This is a genomic window from Spiribacter roseus, assembly GCF_002813635.1.
Classification (GTDB): Bacteria; Pseudomonadota; Gammaproteobacteria; order Nitrococcales; family Nitrococcaceae; genus Spiribacter; species Spiribacter roseus.
This window is the reverse complement of the sequence record NZ_CP016382.1, coordinates 797,023-817,619: the sequence shown is the minus strand read 5'-3', so window position 1 is coordinate 817,619 and position 20,597 is coordinate 797,023. Positions and strand designations below refer to the sequence as shown.

The following is a 20,597-nucleotide window of genomic DNA, read 5'->3' as shown; positions in this document are numbered from 1 at the left end:
GCGAAGTCTACCCAATGCGGCGATCGCGGGAAACGGGATGATCGCCGGGCAGGCAGGGGTTAGACTGCCAACATGGAGTATCAAGCGCCGCTTATCGCCGGCACCCTGCAGCGTCGCTACAAGCGCTTCCTGGCGGATATCAGCCTCGACAGCGGCGAGTCGATCACCGCCCATTGTCCGAACACGGGGTCGATGCTCGGCTGCGCCGAGCCCGGCATGCGGGTGTGGGTGTCGCATACCGATCGGCGTGGCCGTAAGTACGCGCACACCTGGGAGCAGGTGGAACTGGGCGGGGGACTGCGGGTTGGCATCCACACCGGACGGACCAATCGCCTGGTGGCCGAGGCGCTGCTCGACCCGGCACTGATCCCAGAAGTGGCCGATGGCGGATCCCTACGGGCCGAGGTGAATGTGCCGGACGAGCCCATGCGCGCCGATTTCCAGCTCGAGGGCGACGGCCGGTTCATTGAAGTGAAGAACGTCACCGCCGCCGTTGAGGCCGGCGTGGCGGTGTTCCCGGATGCACCCAGCAGCCGGGGCGTGCGCCATCTCGAAGTGCTGCAACGTCTGGCTGAACGCGGCACCGGCGGCATGCTGGTGTTCTGCGCGCAGCGCAGCGATGTCAGCGAGATCCGTCCCGCCGATGCCATTGATCCGGCCTACGGCCGCGCCCTGCGATCCGCACAGCACGCCGGTGTCGCGGTCATCGGTGTCGGCGCGAGTCCCGATGCCACGGGCATTCGCGTCAACCGGCGTATTCCGGTGGTGACATGATCCGGCCGCTGCCGCTGTTCATCGGCGTTCGCTACACCCGCGCCCGGCGGCGTAACGGCTTCGTCTCGTTCATTTCGGCCAGCTCCATGCTGGGTATTGCCGTTGGGGTGATGGCCCTGATCACGGTGCTATCGGTCATGAACGGCTTCGAAAAAGAGCTGCGCGAGCGCATCCTTGGCATGGTGTCGCATGCCACCGTGCAGGGCGGCGCCGATGGTCTCGAGGACTGGCAGTCGCTGCTGCCCACGCTGGATGAGCGCCCGGCGGTGATCGGTGCGGCGCCGTTCGTCAACGGCGAGGTCATGCTCACCCGGGGCTCGGCGGTGACCGGTGCGCTGGTGCGCGGTATCGACCCAGAGCGCGAGCCGGCCGTCTCGCGGATCGCCAACAACCTGGTCAGCGGCCAGCTGAGTGATCTCACCGACGGGGCGTATCAGATCATCCTGGGCAGTCGGCTGGCGGATGAGCTGGGTGTTGGGCGCGGCGATGCCGTCAACCTGATCACCCCCGAGGTGCGGGTCTCCGCGGCGGGGATCCTGCCGCGACTGCGGCGTTTTGAGGTCGCGGGGACCTTTGAGGTCGACATGGCGCAGTACGACAGCTCGCTGGCGCTGATCCATCTGGCCGATGCGCAGCGACTCCAGCGTCTCGGCGACGCGGTCACCGGGATCCGGCTCGAGTTCGACGACCTCATGACCGCGCCCAAGCGCGTGCGCACGATCGCCGGGGAGCTGCCGGGGCGCTATCGGGTCAGCGACTGGACCATGCAGCATCGCAATTTCTTCCGCGCCGTGGCGATGGAGAAAACCGTCATGTTCATCATCCTGATGCTGATCGTCGGGGTGGCCGCATTCAATATCGTCTCGACACTGGTCATGGCGGTCCAGGACAAGCGCTCGGACATCGCGATCCTGCGCACCCTGGGCGCGCGGCCGGCGACGGTGATGGGCATTTTCATCATCCAGGGCAGCCTGCTGGGCATTGTCGGCACGCTGATCGGCACCGGCGCGGGCGTCGCCCTGGCGCTGAATGTCGAGACGATCGTCCCCGCCATCGAGCAGCTCTTCAACGTCCAGTTCCTGTCCGGCGATATCTATCTGATCAGTGATCTGCCATCGGATCTGCGCGCTGGCGATGTCTGGCGGATCAGCCTCTCGGCGATCGGGCTGAGCCTGCTTGCCACGTTGTACCCGGCCTGGCGTGCCGCGCGCACCGCGCCGGCGGAGGCGCTGCGGCATGAGTGAGCGCGAAGCGGTGCTGGAATGCCGCGCGGTCGGCAAGGGATTCCACGAAGGGGGCCTGGATGTCGAGGTATTGCGGGGCCTCGACTTCCGCGTCGCCGCCGGCGAACAGATCGCCATCCTGGGGCGTTCGGGATCGGGCAAGAGCACACTGCTGCAGCTGCTCGGTGGGCTCGAGGACCCGGATGCCGGCGAGGTACGCATCGGCGGGCAGCCCGTGCACCGGCTGCGGGCCGCGGCGCGCGGGCGGCTGCGCAATCGGATGCTGGGCTTTGTCTATCAGTTTCATCACCTGCTCGGTGAGTTCACGGCACTCGAGAACGTGGCCATGCCGCTGCTCATCCGTGGCAGCGCGCTGGGTGAAGCGCGTGATTCGGCGGCGGCCATGCTCGAGTCAGTCGGCCTTGGTCATCGTCTGGGTCATAAACCGGGCGAACTCTCCGGGGGCGAGCGTCAGCGGGTCGCCATCGCCCGGGCGCTGGTGACCCGACCGGCCTGTCTGCTTGCCGACGAGCCCACCGGCAACCTCGACAATCAGACCGCCGAGTCGGTCCTGGCGCTGTTCCAGTCCCTCAACCGCGCCCATGGCACCAGCGTCGTGCTGGTCACTCACGATCAGGACGTGGCGGCGCGGATGGATCGGCGGATGAACCTCGCCGACGGGCGGCTCCAGCAGGTCTGAGCGGCGCTGATAATCTGGCGTCTGACCCTCATCGGGAGACAGGCGCATGCCGCGCAGCGTGGGCGATGGGCTGGGAGCGCTGCTCGCGGGATTGATTCTGGCCGTGATGCTGCCGGTGGGCATTGCCCCCGCGCTGGCGATGGCGATCGTCCTGCTGCCCTGTCTGGCTTTACCGGGTCGGGGCCAGCTGCCCGGCTGGCTGGCGCTTGGCGTACTGGTGGCACTGCTCAGTCAAGCCGCAGCCCTTGAGCGCCGCCCGGCGGTGGATCGCGCCGAGACCGTGAATACGGTGGGTCGCGTCGTGAGCCTGCCGCAGGCCAGCGACGGGCGCCAGCGTTTTCTCCTGCAGCCTGAATCCATCGCCGGCGTATCCCGGGGACTGCCGCGGCGCATCCGCATCAGCCTCTACGCCGATGAGCCGGCAATCGGGGCCGGTGAGCGCTGGGAGCTGCCGCTTCGTCTGCGGCGACCCCGCGGGTTCATGAACCCGGTGCGTTTCGATTACGAACAGTGGCTCGCCAGCGAGCATATCGACGCCACCGCCTACGTGACCGAGCCGGATCAGGCGCGGCGCCTTGCTCCCGGGCGCGGACTGGTGGCCTGGCGGGCCTGGATGGCCGCGCATCTGAGCGAGCTGGCCGCCACCCCGGGGCCCGGCGGGGCGCTGCTGCGTGGGCTTGTCGTGGGCGATCGGCGCGGATTCAGCGAGACCACCTGGGATGTCCTCCAGGCGACGGGGACCAGTCACCTGATGGCCATTTCCGGCCTGCACATCGGCCTGGTGGCGGGCTTTGGCTACTGGCTGGGCCGCTGGCTCTGGGCGTTGGCCCGGCTGCCCGGCGAGCGCCGCCTCACCGCCTCGCTGATCGGGGTGGGCGCGGCCCTCGGTTATGCCGCCATGGCAGGCTTCGCCCTGCCCACCCAGCGCGCCCTGATGATGCTCGCGGTGCTGGCGCTGGCGGCACTGCTCGGCCGCCGCGTCGGCGCGGGACGGCTGCTATTGATCGCCGCCACCGGTGTGGTGCTGATGGATCCGTCGGCGTTGCTGGGCGCGGGCTTCTGGCTGTCGTTCGTGGCGGTCGCGGTGATCATCCTCGTGGTCCGGGGACGACGCACCGGGGCGGTGAGTGGGCTGTGGCGCATCCAGCTGGCGCTGCTGATCGGCCTGGCGCCCCTGTCTGGGCTTTTCTTTGGCAGCTGGAGTCCCGCCGGGCTGCTCGTCAACCTGATGGTACTGCCGCTTTTCTCGCTGCTGATCGTCCCGCTCGCACTGCCCGCGGCGGTGATCAGTATTGGACTGCCTGGTCCGGGCGGTGCTGTGCTGCACGGGCTGGCGCGACTGCTGGATGCCCTGGTCGGGGCCGGCGAGTGGCTGCTGGACGCCGGCCTCGGCCCATGGCCCCTCAATCCGGTTGATCCGCTGACCGGGCTCGGCCTGGCCACTGGCCTTGCCCTGTGGATGGTCCCCGCGGGCCGGGCGCTGCGATTGCTGGGGGCCTGCCTGATCGGGGGCTTTTTCCTTGCGGGTCCCGAGCCGCCCGCTCCGGGGGCGGTGACGGTGACCTGGCTGGAGGTGGGGCAGGGCAATGCCGCGGTAATCCACACCCGGCGCCATACCCTGGTGGTGGACACCGGACCCGCCTGGTCCGGGGGCAGCAATGCCGCGGCGTTTTCGCTGATTCCGTATCTCGAACAAAGGGGCATCGAGCGGATCGACCGGCTGATCGTCACGCATGCGGATCGCGACCACCGCGGCGGGGTCCCCGCGCTCAGACAGGCGGTGCGCATCGACCGGGTGGATGCCGGCGAGCCACTGGCCGAGTTCGCTGAGGTGCGGCGCTGCCGGCGCGGGCAGTCCTGGGCGCTCGATGGCGTGCGGTTCGAATACCTCTGGCCGGATGCGCCGCGTGATGCGAGCGGGAATGCCGCCTCCTGCGTCCTGCACATGCGCTCGGCCGGCGGCGATGTCCTGTTCACCGGCGACATCGATCAGGCCATTGAGCGGCGCATTGCGTCGCGCATCGATGCTCCGGTGGTCGCGCTCGAGGCGCCCCACCACGGCAGTCGCACCGGCAGCAGTGCGGCACTGCTCGAGCGGGCGTCGCCGCGGCTCGCGGTCCTTGCCGCCGGCTACCGCAATGCCTACGGCATGCCTCACCCGGCGGTCATCCGCCGCCTGCGCTGTCGCGGCATACCGTTGCATGATACCGGTCGCCACGGCGCATTGACGCTCGAACTGCACCCGCAGCGCGCGCCCCGCTGGCGGGCGGCGCGGGGCCCCGGGCGGCGCCTGCTTCACGACTCGCCCCGGCGGCGTCGCTTTCCGGATGACCCGTCAATCCATTACCATCCATTGCCTTATCCCTTGTTACCGATGGAGTCGCGCCAACCAACGTGTGGGAACTGATGCGTATCGGTGGTTGGGTGATGGTGCCCATCGTGGGCTGCTCCATCCTGGCCATCGCCATTATGCTCGAGCGGGCGTGGATCCTGCGCGAGCCCCGGGTCGCGCCCGCGGATCTGGTCCCCGAGGTCTGGCGGCTGGTGGTTACTGACGCGCTGGGGCCGGTCAATCTGCGTCGACTGCGCGCCGGCTCGCCCCTCGGCCGGGTCATCGCCGCGGGGCTCACGCATGCCGGGCTTTCGCGGGCCGACCGGCTGGAGCGGATCGAGGAAACCGGGCGCGTCGAGGCCCTGCAGCTCGAACGCCACCTCACCACCCTTGGCACCATCGCCGCCGTCACGCCGCTGCTCGGTCTGCTGGGTACTGTGATCGGCATGATCGACGTTTTCGCCGGCATTGACGCCGAAGGGCTGAGTGACCACCGGGCGCTTGCCGGCGGTATCGGCGAGGCCCTGATCACCACCGGGGCAGGGTTGACCGTGGCCATCCCCACGGTGGCTGCCCATCGCTATCTGCGTGGCCGCGCCAACCGCCTGATCGTCGCCATCGAGCGGGAAGCCCTCAAACTGGCCGATGTCCTCGACCGCAACCCGATGCCGGCGGGTGAGGCATGAAGCTGCCCACCCGCGAGCCCGAGGCGCCCGAGATCAACCTCACGCCATTGATTGACGTGGTTTTTCTCATGCTGGTGTTTTTCATCATCACCACCACATTCAGCGAGCGCGACGCGCTGGACGTGACGCTCCCCACTGCGGAGACCGCCGAGCCCATGGAGACCGCCCCCGTTGAGATCGTCATCGACGCCGCGGGCGCCATCCAGGTCGACGGGGAGACCGTGGCCGGCGGCGCGGCGGCACTGCGCCGGGTACTGACCGAGGCGCGCCGCGGGCGCCCCGCCGATGCCCGGCAGGTGCTGATCCGGGCCGATCATCGCGTTCCCCATGGGCAGGTGCTGACCGTGATGGACCAGGCCGGGCGGAACGGCTTTACCGAGGTGGGGATCGCCACCACCGGCACGGATGACGGGTCATGAGCGCGACAGGACCCGGCACTCATTCGGCGAGCGGTCTGCAGATTTACCGCCGGCTGATCAGTTATGTGCTCATCCACTGGCGTGTCGCGGCACTGGCCGTTGTCGGCATGCTGATTACCGGCGCCAGCGAGGCGGGTTTTGCGTGGCTGATCAAGCCCATGCTCGACTCCGGCTTCGTCGAGCGTGATCCGGCGACGCTGCGGCTGATTCCGCTGGGGGTGCTGGGCATCTTCCTCGTGCGGGGCATCAGCAGTTTTGCCGCCCAGTACGGCACCGCCTGGGTGAGTCGACGGGTCATCGCGCAGTTGCGCGGCGAGGTGTTCGCCCGGCTGCTGACCCTGCCGCGCCGGTATTTCGATGATGTGTCCTCGGGGATGCTGCTGTCGCGGCTCACCTACAACGTCGAGCAGGTGGCCCAGGCCGGGACCAATGCCATGGTGATCATCATCCGTGACACCGCCACCGTGGTGTTCCTGCTCGCCTATATGGCCTGGCTCAGCGTCTCGTTGACCCTCACGTTCATGCTGCTCGGGCCGGTGGTTATCGGGGTGGTGCTCTACGTCAGCAAGCGCTTCCGACGCCTCAGCCATACCATCCAGCAATCGGTGGGGAGCATCGCCTATGTGGCCGAGGAGGCCATCGAGGGCAGTGACGAGGTCCGCATGCACGGGGCGCAGGCGGTGGAGCGTGAGCGCTTCGAGGCGGCCAACCGCCGCAACACCGAGCAGTTCATGAAATTCGCCAGCACGCAGGCGTTGAGCACTCCGGTGGTCCAGTTCTGCGCGGCATTGGCGCTGTCCATCGTCGTCTGGCTGGCGACCCTCCAGGGCAGTGTGACCACCGTCAGTGTCGGGACATTCGTGTCCTTCATCACCGCCATGATGCTTTTGCTCCAGCCGCTCAAGCGGCTGACCCGCGTTCATGCCGAGATCCAGCGTGGCATCGCCGCCGGCGAGAGCATTTTCGAGATCATCGATGAACCCCCGGAGCCGGATACCGGCGGCTATGCGCCGGCCCGCGTTGAAGGCAGCCTGTGCTTTGACGATGTGAGCTTTCGTTATGCGAGCGGCGCTGACAGTGTCCTGGACGGCATCAACCTGGATATCCCGGCCGGTGAGACGGTGGCGATCGTCGGCCGATCGGGTAGCGGAAAGACCACGCTGGTCAATCTGCTGCCGCGTTTCTATCAGCCATCGGCCGGCGAGATCCGCCTGGATGGTGTATCCCTGAGCGATTATCGACTGGATGCGCTGCGCCGGCAGCTGGCGCTGGTCGGTCAGCAGGTGGTGCTGTTCAACACCAGTGTCGCCGAGAATATCGCCTACGGTCAGGATCCCATGCCGTCGCGCGAATCCATCATGGCGGCGGCCGAGGCGGCCAATGCGCGGACGTTCATCGAAGCACTGCCGGCGGGATTCGATACGCTGATCGGCGCCGATGGCGTACAGCTCTCCGGGGGACAGCGTCAGCGTCTGGCCATCGCCCGGGCGCTGCTCAAGGATGCCCCGGTGCTGATCCTCGACGAGGCCACCTCGGCGCTCGATTCGGAGTCGGAGCAGCATATCCAGTCGGCGCTGGAGCGCCTCATCCGTGGCCGCACCACGCTGGTGATCGCCCATCGCCTGTCGACCATCGAGCGCGCCGATCGGATCGTGGTGCTCGATGCAGGACGCGTCGTCGAGCAGGGGACCCATCGCGAGCTGATCGCCCGGGGCGGGCACTATGCCGCCCTGCATCGGCTGCAGTTCCGCCGCGAGACACCGCCGGCGGCCGATGACTAGGCAATGGCCGGCGTTCTGGTCGCGGACCGGGGGGCTGGCCACGCTGCTCCTTCCACTGGAGTGGCTGTTCCGTCAGGCGGCGGCCTGGCGGCGCCGGCGGCTGCAGCGCAACCCACCGTCCATCGCTGCGCCGGTGGTGGTGGTGGGCAACCTGATTGTGGGCGGTAGCGGCAAGACGCCGCTGGTGATCTGGCTGGTGGATCGGGCAGCGGCCCGTGGCTGGCGGCCCGGTGTGGTGATGCGCGGCTATGGGGGACACGTCAAGGGCATCGAGCGGGTCGGCCCCGAGACGGATCCCGAGCGGGTCGGGGATGAGGCCGTCCTCATCGCCCGGCGCACGAGTGTGCCGGTGATGGTGGGTCGCGATCGCCCCGCCGCCGCCCGGGCGCTGGTGAGCGGGGAGGGCGTCGATCTGGTCATCAGCGATGATGGCCTGCAGCACTACCGGCTGGTGCGCGATGCCGAAGTGGCGGTGGTGGATGTCCGACGGGGGCAGGGCAATGGGCATTGCCTGCCGGCGGGGCCCTTACGCGAACCGCTCAGCCGGCTGCGCGAGGTGGACTGTGTCATCGGCCGGGGCGGCGCGGCCGGCCCCCACGGGGACCGCTTTGACCTGCTCGCCGATCCGCTGGAGCCGCTGGGCGAGACGGCCGGTGTGGCGCCGGTTGCCGGAGATCGCGTCCATGCGGTCGCGGGGATTGGCGAGCCTGAGCGGTTTTTCGAGAGCCTGCGCGAATCGGGGCTCGAGGTGATCCCTCATGCGTTTGGCGACCACCATCACTACCGTGCCGGGGATCTGCCTGACAGTCGCGGCTATCCCCTTGTGGTCACGCAGAAGGATGCGGTGAAACTGAGCGGCCTCGCGCCGGTCGGTAGCTGGCAGCTGCCGGTGAGCGCCCGGCCCGACGCCGCCAGTGCGGAACGTCTGGAAGGCCTGCTCGAGATTGCCCGGCGCCGGTTTGAGCAACGCAGGAGAACGCCATGAACGCTTTTACGGTCGTCATTCCGGCGCGCTATTCGTCCACGCGGCTGCCCGGTAAGCCATTGCTGCCGCTGGGCGGGCGGCCGGTCATCGAGCATGTCTGGCAGCGCGCCACGGAAAGCGGTGCGCGCCGCGTGATCATCGCCACTGACCACGCCGATATCGCCGGATGTGCCCGCGCACTGGGCGCGGAGTGCTGCCTGACGGACCCCGGCCATGCCAGCGGCACTGAGCGGATTGCCGAGGTGGTGGCGACCTGCGCACTGGACCCCGCGGAGATCGTGGTCAATCTGCAGGGCGACGAGCCTTTGATGCCGCCCGCGCTGCTGGCACAGGTCGCCCACACCCTGGCAGGCAACCCGGCGGCGTCCATGGCCACACTGGCAACGGCCCTCCACGACAGCGACGAACTGCATGACCCGCATGCGGTCAAGCTCGTGGCGGATCACAGCGGGCGGGCGCTTTACTTCAGCCGGGCGGCCATTCCCTGGGACCGCGAGGGCCAGGGGGACCGGCTGCGCCGAGTGGCGCGCCGGCATCTGGGGATCTATGCCTACCGCGCGGGGTTTCTGCGCGAGTATGCCGCACTGCCGGTCAGTGCCCTGGAGGGCATTGAGCAGCTCGAACAACTGCGGGCGCTCGAGGCGGGCGTCCACATTCAGGTGGCCGACGCCGATGAGCCGCCGGGGCCGGGAATCGATACCGCCGCGGATCTGGCAATGGCCGAGGCCGTGATCGGTTCAACAGCAACAGGAGATCGCCAATGACGCGCCTGCTTTTTGTGTGCATGGGCAATATCTGCCGCTCACCGATCGCCGAGGGGATTGTCCGCGAACGCCTCCGCACGCGGGGACTGGCGGCGCACATCAGCACCGATTCCGCCGGCACCCACGACTATCACGTTGGCAGGGCACCGGACCGGCGCGCCCAGCGGCTGATGGCCGGGGAGGGGATCGACATCAGTGACTTGCGTGCCCGGCAGGTGGACGGATTCGATTTCGAGTTCTTTGACCACATCCTCGCCATGGACGAGGGCAACTACGCCTGGCTGCGGGCTGAGGCGCCCAGCGCCCATCGGGATAAGATCCAGCCAATGCTGAGCCATGCCGCGGCCCCGGGCGTGGACTGGGTGCCCGATCCCTATTATGGCGGCGAATCAGGCTTTCGCCGCGTCCATTCACTGATCGATGACGCGGCGAATGGCCTGATTGACGCGATCGCGGCGCGACCGGCCGACGACTAGTCGCCGGCGTTGTCGCCAGGCGAGGCCGCATCGGCCTCATTGGCGGGAAGCCGCGGACGCCCGGACCAGCGGCGCGGATCGTGCGTGCGCCCGGCGCCACCGGTTTCGGCAGACGCGCCATTGCTCGGAGCCGATTCAGTTTCCTGCGCTTTGGTCTTGGCCTCGCCCTTGTCGGCCTTCCTGGATCGGGAGGCCGCCTTGGCCTTGGGCGCAGGCTTCTCCCCATCGCCCGGCGCGGCGGAGTCCGCTGATTCGGTATCGGCACCATTCTCGGCGCCCGAACCCGTATCCTCAGCGGCTCCGCCGTTGCCGCCGTTACGACGCCGGCGGCGGCCGCCGCGGCGTCCCCGGCGGCTACGGGTGCTGCCACTGGCCGCCTCATTGGCGTCGCTGCCTTCCTCGCCATTGCCGTCGTTGCGCGCTTCAGTCTGCTCGGCACCGCCGGTCGCGGTGGATTCTGCCGCCGGCGTTTCATCCTTCGCGGCGGGTTTCGCCGCCGGCTTCGACGCGGACTTTTTCGCGGCCGGCTTGTCTTCGGCAGCCTTTTTCTTGCGCGTGTTGCGGGCAGGCTCCGAGGCGTCTGACTCAGTGCTTGCCGCACTTGTCCCGGCGCCGCGCGGGGTGGCGTCGTCGTCATTGCCGTTGCCCCCGCTGCGGCTGCGTCGCTGACCGCCCCGACGGTTGCCGGAGGATGACTGACCCCCGCCGCCGCTGCGACGGCGTCGGCCATTGCCACTGCGGTTACGCTGCCCCGTCCCCTCGCTGGTTTCGGTCTCGTCCGACTCCGTGCTCCGGGTGCCCGCCTCGCTCCGGTTCGAGTCGGTCATCGGTGAGTGTCGTGTGCCGTCATCATCGCCACTGACCAGGCGTTTCAGCCAGCCGATCAGTCCGGGCGCACGCGGTGTGCCGGGCTCGGGCGTGGGGGCAACGGCGGCCGGTGTCGACTCGGCCGCCGGGCTCGCCGCCGGTGATGCTTCAGCCGCGGGCTGCTGCGGGGTGGGTGCCGGCCGCCCGGCGCTGACCCCGCTGACGACGGGGCGTTCGGTGCGGGGCCGCTCGGCGGTGAGCAGCTCTTCGGCCCGGCTCGGGGCGGTGTCTTCGCTGCTCAGGTCGTAGCTGTTCTCCGCCGGCAGATCCTCGTCGGTGCGCACGCGCTGGAGTTCGTAATGCGGCGTTTCGAGCGCCCGGTTGGGAATGAGGATGACGCCGATCCCGTTGCGGGTCTCGATGGTCTCGAGGATGCCGCGCTTTTCATTGAGCAGGAAGGTCGCCACGTCCACCGGAAGCTGGGCGACCACCTTGCCCGTCTTGTCCTTCATCGCCTCTTCTTCGATGATCCGCAGCACCGACAGGGCGAGGGATTCGACGCTGCGCACGGTGCCCTGGCCGCTGCAGCGACTGCAGACCTCGAGCGCCGCCTCACCCAGCGACGAGCGCAGTCGCTGGCGCGACATTTCCAGCAGGCCAAACCGCGAAATGCGCCCCAGCTGGACGCGGGCGCGGTCCTGCTTGACCGAATCACGGACCCGGTTTTCGACCTCGCGCTGGTTGCGGTTGGGGCCCATGTCGATGAAATCGATGACGATCAGACCGCCGAGATCCCGCAGCCGCAGCTGTCGGGCGATCTCGTCGGCGGCCTCCAGATTGGTCTTGAGCGCTGTTTCCTCGATGTCCGCACCCTTCGTGGCGCGCGCCGAGTTGATGTCGATGGAGATCAGCGCCTCGGTGTGGTCGATGACGATCACGCCCCCGCTGGGCAGGCGCACCTCGCGCTGGAAGGCCGACTCGATCTGGCTTTCGATCTGATAGCGGCTGAACAGCGGCACACGGTCGTCGTAGAACTTGAGCTTCTGCAGGTTGTGGGGCATGACCTGCTCGACGAACTCGCGGGCCCGCTCGTAGACATCCCGATCGTCGATGAGGATCTCGCCGATGTCGGCGCGCAGATAGTCGCGCAGGGCACGGATGATGACGTTGCTTTCCTGATAGATCAGGAAAGGCGCCGCCCGGGTCTCCGCGGCCTTGCCCACCGCCGACCAGAGGTTACGCAGATAGTCCAGATCCCATTGCAGTTCTTCGGCGCTGCGGCCGACACCGGCGGTGCGCACGATCACCCCCATGCCGTCAGGGACTTCGAGCGCTTTCAAAGCATCCCGGATCTCGTTGCGCTCATTGCCCTCGATGCGCCGGGATACACCGCCCGCGCGGGGATTGTTGGGCATCAGGACCAGGTAGCGGCCGGCGAGGCTGACGAAGGTGGTCAGCGCGGCGCCCTTGGTGCCACGCTCCTCCTTTTCGACCTGCACCACGACTTCAAGGCCTTCGGCGATGACATCGGCGATGGAGACTTTGGCGGGATCAACGTCGCTGTCGCCAGAGAAGTACTCGCGTGCGATCTCCTTGAATGGCAGAAAGCCGTGGCGCTCGGCACCATATTGAACAAAGGCGGCCTCGAGGCTGGGCTCGACCCGGGTGATCCGGCCTTTGTAAATGTTGGCTTTTTTACGCTCCCGTGCAGGGGTCTCGATGTCGAGGTCGTAGAGGGACTGGCCGTCCACCAGCGCAACCCGCAGCTCTTCGGGCTGGGTTGCATTGACGAGCATTCTTTTCATGCGTTCTTAGTCTCCGGCGCCGGTCCGTGGCGTCCGCACACGCGTTACGCTGGCCGGCGCACCGCCAGAAAAATCTGGCGAGCGTCAACGGCAGGCAGCGGATTCGCAGGATCAAGAGACCCATCATGGGGCATCCATTATTGCGGGCGCCCGGGCAGGCGCGTTGTCAGTATTGATTGTTGGTTCCATCGGGCGCCAGTCCACGACTCGCGCCCACTCAGCATTCGTTTCCGGCTGGCGGGGAGCGCACCGATTCGCGCCTCTCTCACCCGTGTCAGCTTTCGCACTATAGCAACCGGGCGGCAGGGCGTCCAAAAACCGGCGGGATCTGTGGCAATCTTGGGGTCTTTTCCACAGCGGAGACGCGGATTGCCCGGAGCGACGATTCACACGGTGGCGGCGGAACTGGCCGGCCAGCGCATCGATAATTTCCTGCTGCGTGAGCTCAAGGGCGTCCCGCGCACCCGCGTCTACCGGCTGCTGCGGCGGGGTGAAGTGCGCGTCAACGGCGGTCGCATCCGGCCCACTTATCGGCTCGCGGAAGGCGATCGGGTGCGACTGCCCCCGGTGCGCCAGGCAGCGGCGGGCGAGGCCATGGCGCCGTCGTCCGCCGTCATGGCGCGGCTGGAGTCGGCAATCATTCATGAAGACGACCGCCTGCTGATCATCGATAAACCGTCAGGTATGGCCGTGCATGGCGGCTCGGGCATCGCCTACGGCGTGGTCGAGGCACTGCGCCTGATGCGCCCGCGGGCGCCTTTCCTGGATCTCGCCCATCGGCTTGACCGGGATACCAGTGGCTGTCTGGTCCTGGCAAAACGACGTTCCGCGCTGCGGGCCCTGCACAGCGAGTTCCGCGACAACCGCGTCGACAAGCACTACCTGGCCCTGCTGCGGGGTCCATTGTCGCCGCCGCAACAGCGCATCGACGCCCCGCTGCGGGCGGAGGCCGGCAAGGGGGGTGAACGGGTGATGCGCGTCCACCCAGCGGGTCAATCGGCGCGAACTGACGTCGCCCTGCTCGAGTCGTATGACGGGTGGAGCCTGGTTCGGGCCACGCTCCACACCGGGCGTACCCATCAGATCCGCGCCCACGCGGCCTCCATCGGTCATCCGGTGGCGATGGATGCGCGCTACGGCGACGATCGGGCCGATCGGGGGCTCCGCACCGTCGGGCTCAGGCGGCTGTTTCTACACGCCGAGCACCTGGGCTTCGAGCTGCCCGGTCATGGCCGGATCGATGTGACGGCGCCGTTACCCGACGATCTACAGGCGCTGCTATCGCGCCTCGAGCACCAATAACCGGCCGGAAGGCCGTGATGAACGGGAGTGAACCGATGAGTGATGATGAGTCCTGGGCGCGTGAAACCCTTCGCGAGGTTGCCCTTGAAAGCGTCCGGGAGCGTCGGCGTACCCGCCGCTGGGGGATCTTCCTGCGAATCGTATTCCTGTTGATCATCGGCACGGCGGTTTTCTCGACTCTGGGCCCGCTGCTGGCGCTGGGAGAGTCCCAGCCCACCGGGCCCCATACCGCCGTGGTGCAGGTCAACGGACCGATCCTGGCCAGTCGCCCGGCGAATGCCGAGCGCCTCATCGAGGGTCTGGAGCGCGCCTTCGAGGCGGAGAACGCCGAGGGCGTCCTGCTGCAGATCAACAGCCCCGGCGGCTCGCCGGTGGCCTCGAGCCGCGTCTACCAGGCCATTGAACGGCTCCGCTCGGCTCACCCGGAGACACCGGTGCATGCGGTGGCCGGCGACATCATGGCCTCCGGTGCCTACTACATCGCCGCCGCGGCGGACGAGATCCATGTCAATGGCGCGTCACTGATCGGCTCCATCGGGGTGATCAATCGAGGGTTCGGTTTCTCAGAAGCCATCAATCGGCTGGGTATCGAGCGCCGTGTCTACACCGCTGGCGACGAGAAGGCCGGGCTGGATCCGTTCATGCCACCGGACTCTGATCAGATAGAGGAAATGCAGGGCATGCTCGACGCCATTCACGAGCAGTTCATCGAGGCGGTCGAGGCCGGCCGCGGCGATCGGCTGACCGGCGACCCGTCGTCCCTCTACTCGGGACGTATCTGGACCGGCGGCGAGGGCATCGAGATCGGCCTGGCGGACGCCTATGGCAGCCCCGAGAGTGTGGCCCGCTCGGTGATCGGTGCGCCCCGACGGGTCGACTACACGCCGCGCCGGCGGCTGCTCGACCGGGCGCTTGAGCAGGTCGGCAGCGCCATGGCCACCACCCTGAATCGCATGCAGGGCCCGACGCTGCGCCCCTGAATCAGGGGCGGATGATGCCGATTCGCCCGAGCAGCTGATTCAGCGCGATCAGCGGCAGGCCGATCAGGGCGTTGGGGTCGTCGGTGCGAATTGACTCGAACAGGCTGATTCCGAGCCCTTCGGCGCGGAATGCCCCGGCGCAGTCGAGCGGCTGATCGGTGTGCACGTAGCGCTCGATGGCGGCGCGCGCCAGGCGGCGGAAGCGGACATCCGTCGTCACGGCGTCGACTTCAATATGGCCGCTGGCGGGGTCATGGACCGCGACGGCGGTGGTCAGTGTCACGGGCTGGCCGGATGCGGCCAGCAGCTGATCGATGGCCCGCTCCACCGTGCCCGGCTTGCCGAGGATCTCCCCCCGGCATTCGCTGCACTGATCCGAGCCGATGACCACGGCCCGGGGATGATCAGCAGCAACGGCCGCGGCCTTTTCCCGGGCCAGACGGCGGACGTAGGTCTCGGGGGTTTCCCCCGGGCGACGGGTCTCGTCGATATTCGGGGCAATCGTCGTGAAATCGATCTGCAGACGGCGCAGCAGCTCGGCGCGATAGGGGGAGCTTGAGGCGAGGATGATGGAGGCCATGCGCGGATCCCGGGTTGAAGGTCGATGGAATATGGTCGACGACGGCGCGGGCGGACGCAAACTGTTGTGGGCCGGTGTCAGCGCTTTTTGACAGCTTCCCCATGGCCCCCTAACATTCAACGGTTATGCACGGGAATGGCTTACCGCATCGCGTCGACATCGCCCGTCTGGGCGAGGGCGAGCACTCGTGGGCCGGGGCGCTGGCGGGCTGTCCGCTGCCACGCATGGATGCCCTGGATGCCCGGGTGGGCGATGTCAGCGCCACGCTGACGCTGACCATCGATCGCGGGCGGCCCCGGCTTCAGGGCAACTGCTCGGCCGTGGTCACACTGGTCTGCGAGCGTTGTCTGGCGCCGGTCGCGCTGGACACGGCGGGGGCGTTCGATCTGGTCGTCGTCGATCGGATTGAAGAGGCGGATGGCTACGGGGCCGATCAGCCCGTGGTGGTGGCGCCCAAGGGGCAGCTCGACATCGCCGCGCTGATCGAAGACGAGCTGATACTGGCGCTGCCGGTGATTCCGACCCATGACGATACGGACTGCGACGGCGGACAACGGCAGTTCGGACCGGCGGGCGAGGCCGCCCCCGCGCGCGACAACCCATTTCAGGCACTCGAATCACTCAAGCGGGACGATTCGGGTGAGGTACACTGACCGACTCAGCAACAGGCAGGATCAACAATGGCCGTACAGAAATCGAAAAAATCCCCTTCGCGCCGTGGCATGCGCCGCAGCCACCACGCCCTTGAACACCCCACGCTCAGTGTGGAGCCGACGACCGGGGAAACCCATCGCCGTCATCACATCTCCGCCGACGGCTACTATCGTGGACGCAAGGTGACCACCGGCAAGGACGACTAGCCGGGTGAGCAGTGAACCCATCGGCCGCGTCGGCGCTGCGCTGACGCGGCCATTTCGTTGTGGCGATGTGAAGCGGCACCCATGAGTGATACCTGTACCCTGGCCATCGACGCCATGGGCGGCGATCACGGCCCGGCGGTCACCCTGCCGGCGGCCGCCGCCATGCTGGGCCGTCACCCGTCGCTGTCGCTGATCCTGGTCGGGGATCAGGAGCGCCTTGAGTCCGCCGCCGCCTCGCTCGATCCGCCGGTCCGCCAGCGCCTGACCATCCAACCCGCCAGCCAGGTCGTCGACATGGACGAGTCGCCCTCCCAGGCACTGCGCTTCAAGCGCGACTCATCGATGCGGGTCGCCATTGATCTGGTGCGCAGCGGCGAAGCCGATGCCTGCGTCAGCGCCGGAAATACCGGCGCATTGATGGCCACCGCGCGTTATCGGCTGAAGACCCTGCCGGGCATCGACCGGCCGGCGATCTGCACGACCATTCCCTGCCGCGGGGGGCGGTTCCGGATGCTCGATCTGGGCGCCAACGTCGACTGCACCGCCGAGCACCTGTTCCAGTTCGCCGTCATGGGGTCGGTGCTTGTCGAAGCGGCCGGTGACAGCGACCATCCCCGCATCGGGTTGCTCAACCTGGGCGAGGAGGAGATCAAGGGCAATGATCAGGTCAAGCAGGCGGCCCAGCTGCTGCAGTCCAGCGGCCTCAACTACATCGGTTACGTCGAGGGCGACCGCATGTTCCACAATGTCGCCGACCTGGTGGTCTGCGACGGGTTCACCGGCAACGTGGCGCTCAAGAGCAGCGAAGGGGTGGCGGCGATGATTTCGCAGTACCTGCGCGATGAGTTCCGGCGCAACGGCTTCACCCGCCTGGCGGGGCTTGTGGCGCTCCCGGTGCTCAAGGCCCTGCGCCGGCGTCTCGACCATCGCCAGTACAATGGCGCCAGTCTCCTGGGGCTGCGCGGCGTGGTGGTCAAAAGCCACGGCAGCGCCGATGCCTGGGCGTTCGAGCAGGCCATCGAGACCGGATTCATCGAGGCCTCCGAGGCCATCCCTCAGCGCATCGACGCGCGTCTCGGTGAGATCTTCGGCGCGGGTCCGACGCAATGAGCCATTCCCGGATCAGTGGTACCGGCGGTTACCTGCCCGAGCGGGTGGTGACCAATGCCGAACTCGAGACCCTGGTTGAGACCTCCGATCGCTGGATCGTCGAGCGCACGGGCATCGCCCAGCGCCACGTCGCCGCCCCCGATCAGATCTGCTCGGACCTGGCCGAGGCGGCCGCCCTCGAGGCGCTTGCCAATGCCGGTATCGGCGCCGACGCCATCGACCTGGTGCTGGTCGCCACCTCGACGCCGGATCATGTCTTCCCCAGCACCGCCTGCCGACTGATCGAGCGCCTCGGCATCGCCCCCGGCGCCATCGCCTTCGATCTGGGGGCCGCCTGCTCCGGGTTCGTCTACGGTCTGGATGTGGCCGACCGGTTCATCCGCACAGGCGGTGCCCGTCGCGCGCTGGTGATCGGTGCCGAGGTGTTCTCGCGCATCCTCGACTGGTCCGACCGAAGCACCTGTGTGCTGTTCGGCGATGGCGCCGGAGCGGTGGTGCTCGAGGCCGGCGAGGCGCCGGGCATCCTCTCCACCCACCTGCATGCCGACGGACGGCAGACACCACTGCTCAATGTGCCCTGGGGCGTTGCCCAGGGTTACGAGTCACTGCAGGGCAGTCATGGCAAGGTCAGTATGCGCGGCAATGAGGTGTTCCGCGTGGCGGTGCGCACCCTCGGCGCGCTGGTTGATGAAACGCTTGAGGCCAACGGGCTGGCCCGTGGCGACGTCGACTGGCTGGTGCCGCACCAGGCAAACATCCGCATCATGACAGCGACGGCGCGCAAGCTCGGACTGTCCACCGACCGGATGGTGAGCACCGTCGCCGAGCAGGGCAACACATCGGCGGCGTCGATCCCGCTCGCCCTGCACACGGCGGTGAGCGATGGCCGTATCCAGCGCGGTGATCTGCTGCTGCTTGAAGCCTTCGGGGCCGGTTTCACCTGGGGCTCCGCCCTGATCCGCTACTGAACGGAAATGACTATGCCGACGCGTACCGATCTTGCCTTCGTGTTTCCCGGTCAGGGCTCCCAATCACTGGGGATGCTCGCGGACCTGGCCGAGCGCCATGCCGTGGTCCAGAAAACCTTCATCGAAGCCTCATCCGCCATGGGCGAAGACCTGTGGGCACTGGCCAGCGAGGGGCCCGAGACGCTGCTCAACCGCACCGACCATACCCAGCCGCTGATGCTCACGGCCGGCGTCGCGGTCTGGCGGGCGTGGCGTGAGGGCGGCGGGGCGCTGCCGGCGCTGATGGCCGGGCACAGCCTGGGCGAATACACCGCGCTGGTCGCCGCCGGGGCGTTGGACTTTCCCGTCGCCGTTGAACTGGTGCGCGATCGTGGCCGCTACATGCAGGACGCCGTACCGGAGGGCGAGGGGGCAATGGCGGCGGTCCTGGGACTGGATGAGTCCACCCTCGCTGAGCTGTGTGAGCAGGCGGGCGATGGGGTGGTCGAGCCGGTCAACTACAACGCCCCGGGGCAGATCGTGATAGCCGGGCACCGCGCCACGGTCGACCGCACCCTCGAGGCGGCCCGCGAGGCCGGGGCCAAACGGGCAGTGATGCTGCCGATGAGCGTGCCGGCACACTGCTCGCTGATGGCGCCCGCGGCTGAGCGACTCGCCCGGCGTCTGGCGGATGTGCCGGTCCATGCGCCGGCCATCCCGGTGGTTCACAATGTTGATCTGAGTCTGGGGACGGCGCCCGAGGCCATCCGCGAGCGCCTGGTCGAGCAGGTGCGCTCGCCGGTGCGCTGGACCGAGTGCATCGAGACGCTCGCCGGCCAGGGTATCGAGCAGGTGGTCGAGTGCGGGCCGGGACGGGTCCTCGCCGGGCTCAACCGCCGAATCGACCGCCGGATGGGCATTCAGGCGATCCACGATCCGGATTCGCTGGCCAAGGCACTGAACACACTGGAGCTGACATGAATCTGCAACTCGACGGCGAGATCGCCCTGGTGACCGGCGCCAGCCGCGGCATTGGGGCGGCGATCGCCGAACAGCTCGGCCGCAGCGGGGCGACGGTGATCGGCACCGCGACCCGCGAGGTGGGGGCCGACCGCATCAGCGCCCATCTCGAGACGTTGGGCATCGCCGGTCGCGGAGTGGCGCTTGACGTCCAGGACCGCGCGGCCATTGATGCCTGCGTGCGCGATATCGCCGCCAACGAGGGCACGCCCGGGATTCTGGTCAACAATGCCGGCATCACCCGCGACAACCTCGCCATGCGCCTGAGTGACGAGGACTGGGATCAGGTCATCGACACGAACCTCAGTGCGGTGTTCCGCGTCTCGCGGGCGGTGCTCCGCGGGATGATGAAGGCCCGCCACGGGCGCATCATCAATATCGGCTCGGTGGTGGGGCTGATGGGCAATGCCGGTCAGACCAACTACGCCGCGGCCAAGGCCGGGCTGCTGGGCATGACCCGTTCGCTGGCCCGCGAGGTCGGGGCCCGCAATATCACGGTCAACGCCATCGCCCCCGGGTTCATCGAAACCGACATGACCGACGCGCTGGACGATGATCAGCGTGCGGCGCTGACCGCGCAGACACCCCTGCAGCGGCTGGGCCACCCCGCGGATATCGCGGCGGCGGCCTGCTTTCTGGCATCCCCCGCCGGTGGCTATATCACCGGTGAAACCCTTAACGTCAACGGCGGGCTGCTGATGCCTTAGCCGGTTGCTGGCGCATTGTCACCGTATTCCATAGAATACGCCCCGGTTCGGGCCATAGCCCCACAATTGCAATCCGAGAGGTAGGAGCGAGATGAGTAGCATCGAGGAAAGAGTCAAGAAAATCGTGGTCGAGCAGCTCGGCGTCAAGGAAGACGAAGTGACCGCCGAGGCGTCGTTCGTCGACGACCTGGGCGCGGATTCGCTCGACACCGTTGAGCTGGTGATGGCGCTCGAGGAAGAGTTCGAGTGCGAGATCCCGGACGAGGAAGCCGAGAAGATCACCACGGTCCGGCACGCGTTCGACTACATCAACCGTCACCTCGAAGAGTAACGGCAGGG

21 protein-coding genes are annotated in these 20,597 nt (G+C 67.9%); 19 read left to right on the top strand and 2 right to left on the bottom strand.

Features of this window, described 5'->3' with window-relative positions:
• The first annotated feature begins 72 nt into the window (after positions 1-72).
• From sfsA to BBH56_RS03995, 10 genes are read left to right on the top strand one after another with little or no spacing between them, the layout of a single operon-like run.
• Complete coding sequence (gene sfsA, locus BBH56_RS04040) at positions 73-774, top strand: DNA/RNA nuclease SfsA (RefSeq protein WP_144347318.1); 702 nt, start codon at positions 73-75, stop codon at positions 772-774.
• A complete protein-coding gene (locus BBH56_RS04035) occupies positions 771-2,018 on the top strand; it encodes a lipoprotein-releasing ABC transporter permease subunit (RefSeq protein ID WP_148122027.1) in 1,248 nt (415 codons plus the stop codon). Before sfsA ends, BBH56_RS04035 begins: the two co-directional genes overlap by 4 nt.
• Positions 2,011-2,697 carry a lipoprotein-releasing ABC transporter ATP-binding protein LolD gene (gene lolD / locus BBH56_RS04030; protein ID WP_110882842.1) on the top strand — a complete coding sequence of 229 codons (687 nt, stop codon included), beginning with the start codon at positions 2,011-2,013 and terminating at the stop codon, positions 2,695-2,697. The genes BBH56_RS04035 and lolD overlap by 8 nt, the downstream gene beginning before the upstream one ends.
• A gap of 46 nt (positions 2,698-2,743) precedes the next feature.
• Positions 2,744-5,104 carry a DNA internalization-related competence protein ComEC/Rec2 gene (locus tag BBH56_RS04025; protein ID WP_148122026.1) on the top strand — a complete coding sequence of 787 codons (2,361 nt, stop codon included), beginning with the start codon at positions 2,744-2,746 and terminating at the stop codon, positions 5,102-5,104.
• Positions 5,092-5,715, top strand: a complete 624-nt coding sequence (locus tag BBH56_RS04020; protein WP_148122025.1) for a MotA/TolQ/ExbB proton channel family protein — start codon at positions 5,092-5,094, stop codon at positions 5,713-5,715. The genes BBH56_RS04025 and BBH56_RS04020 overlap by 13 nt, the downstream gene beginning before the upstream one ends.
• Entirely contained in the window at positions 5,712-6,134 is a 423-nt protein-coding gene (locus tag BBH56_RS04015) for an ExbD/TolR family protein (RefSeq protein ID WP_148122024.1), read from the top strand. Before BBH56_RS04020 ends, BBH56_RS04015 begins: the two co-directional genes overlap by 4 nt.
• Entirely contained in the window at positions 6,131-7,915 is a 1,785-nt protein-coding gene (gene msbA / locus BBH56_RS04010) for a lipid A export permease/ATP-binding protein MsbA (RefSeq protein WP_148122023.1), read from the top strand. Before BBH56_RS04015 ends, msbA begins: the two co-directional genes overlap by 4 nt.
• Positions 7,908-8,900, top strand: coding sequence for a tetraacyldisaccharide 4'-kinase (gene lpxK, locus BBH56_RS04005; RefSeq protein ID WP_148122022.1), 993 nt, complete (start codon positions 7,908-7,910; stop codon positions 8,898-8,900). The genes msbA and lpxK overlap by 8 nt, the downstream gene beginning before the upstream one ends.
• The gene (gene kdsB / locus BBH56_RS04000; protein ID WP_148122021.1) at positions 8,897-9,664 is read left to right on the top strand and encodes a 3-deoxy-manno-octulosonate cytidylyltransferase; all 768 of its coding nucleotides are present in this window, start codon (positions 8,897-8,899) and stop codon (positions 9,662-9,664) included. Before lpxK ends, kdsB begins: the two co-directional genes overlap by 4 nt.
• The gene (locus BBH56_RS03995) at positions 9,661-10,140 is read left to right on the top strand and encodes a low molecular weight protein-tyrosine-phosphatase (protein ID WP_148122020.1); all 480 of its coding nucleotides are present in this window, start codon (positions 9,661-9,663) and stop codon (positions 10,138-10,140) included. The genes kdsB and BBH56_RS03995 overlap by 4 nt, the downstream gene beginning before the upstream one ends.
• On the opposite strand, the gene rne is transcribed toward BBH56_RS03995, so the two are convergent.
• Positions 10,137-12,752, bottom strand: a complete 2,616-nt coding sequence (gene rne, locus BBH56_RS03990) for a ribonuclease E (RefSeq protein ID WP_318262603.1) — start codon at positions 12,750-12,752, stop codon at positions 10,137-10,139. The genes BBH56_RS03995 and rne overlap by 4 nt on opposite strands.
• Positions 12,753-13,121: 369 nt before the next feature.
• On the opposite strand from rne, the gene BBH56_RS03985 reads away from it, so the two are divergent.
• Positions 13,122-14,054 (top strand): RluA family pseudouridine synthase, encoded by a 933-nt coding sequence (locus BBH56_RS03985; protein ID WP_148122018.1) that lies wholly within the window; start codon positions 13,122-13,124, stop codon positions 14,052-14,054.
• 35 nt (positions 14,055-14,089) lie between these two features.
• Positions 14,090-15,034: a S49 family peptidase gene (locus BBH56_RS03980; protein ID WP_148122737.1), complete on the top strand. Its 945-nt coding sequence runs from the start codon at positions 14,090-14,092 to the stop codon at positions 15,032-15,034.
• A 1-nt stretch (position 15,035) separates the two neighbouring features.
• On the opposite strand, the gene BBH56_RS03975 is transcribed toward BBH56_RS03980, so the two are convergent.
• Positions 15,036-15,614, bottom strand: a complete 579-nt coding sequence (locus BBH56_RS03975) for a Maf family protein (protein WP_148122017.1) — start codon at positions 15,612-15,614, stop codon at positions 15,036-15,038.
• Positions 15,615-15,739: 125 nt separating this feature from the next.
• On the opposite strand from BBH56_RS03975, the gene BBH56_RS03970 reads away from it, so the two are divergent.
• From BBH56_RS03970 to acpP, 7 genes are all read left to right on the top strand, one after another.
• Positions 15,740-16,267 (top strand): YceD family protein, encoded by a 528-nt coding sequence (locus BBH56_RS03970; protein WP_148122016.1) that lies wholly within the window; start codon positions 15,740-15,742, stop codon positions 16,265-16,267.
• Positions 16,268-16,294: 27 nt separating this feature from the next.
• The gene (gene rpmF, locus BBH56_RS03965) at positions 16,295-16,474 is read left to right on the top strand and encodes a 50S ribosomal protein L32 (RefSeq protein WP_148122015.1); all 180 of its coding nucleotides are present in this window, start codon (positions 16,295-16,297) and stop codon (positions 16,472-16,474) included.
• Positions 16,475-16,555: 81 nt separating this feature from the next.
• Positions 16,556-17,584 (top strand): phosphate acyltransferase PlsX, encoded by a 1,029-nt coding sequence (gene plsX / locus BBH56_RS03960; protein WP_148122014.1) that lies wholly within the window; start codon positions 16,556-16,558, stop codon positions 17,582-17,584.
• A complete protein-coding gene (locus BBH56_RS03955; protein ID WP_110882856.1) occupies positions 17,581-18,552 on the top strand; it encodes a beta-ketoacyl-ACP synthase III in 972 nt (323 codons plus the stop codon). The genes plsX and BBH56_RS03955 overlap by 4 nt, the downstream gene beginning before the upstream one ends.
• A gap of 12 nt (positions 18,553-18,564) precedes the next feature.
• The gene (gene fabD, locus BBH56_RS03950) at positions 18,565-19,512 is read left to right on the top strand and encodes an ACP S-malonyltransferase (RefSeq protein ID WP_148122013.1); all 948 of its coding nucleotides are present in this window, start codon (positions 18,565-18,567) and stop codon (positions 19,510-19,512) included.
• Between the two features lie 2 nt (positions 19,513-19,514).
• Complete coding sequence (gene fabG / locus BBH56_RS03945) at positions 19,515-20,258, top strand: 3-oxoacyl-ACP reductase FabG (RefSeq protein ID WP_148122736.1); 744 nt, start codon at positions 19,515-19,517, stop codon at positions 20,256-20,258.
• Between the two features lie 91 nt (positions 20,259-20,349).
• Positions 20,350-20,589 carry an acyl carrier protein gene (gene acpP / locus BBH56_RS03940; protein ID WP_023366518.1) on the top strand — a complete coding sequence of 80 codons (240 nt, stop codon included), beginning with the start codon at positions 20,350-20,352 and terminating at the stop codon, positions 20,587-20,589.
• The last annotated feature ends 8 nt before the right edge of the window (positions 20,590-20,597 follow it).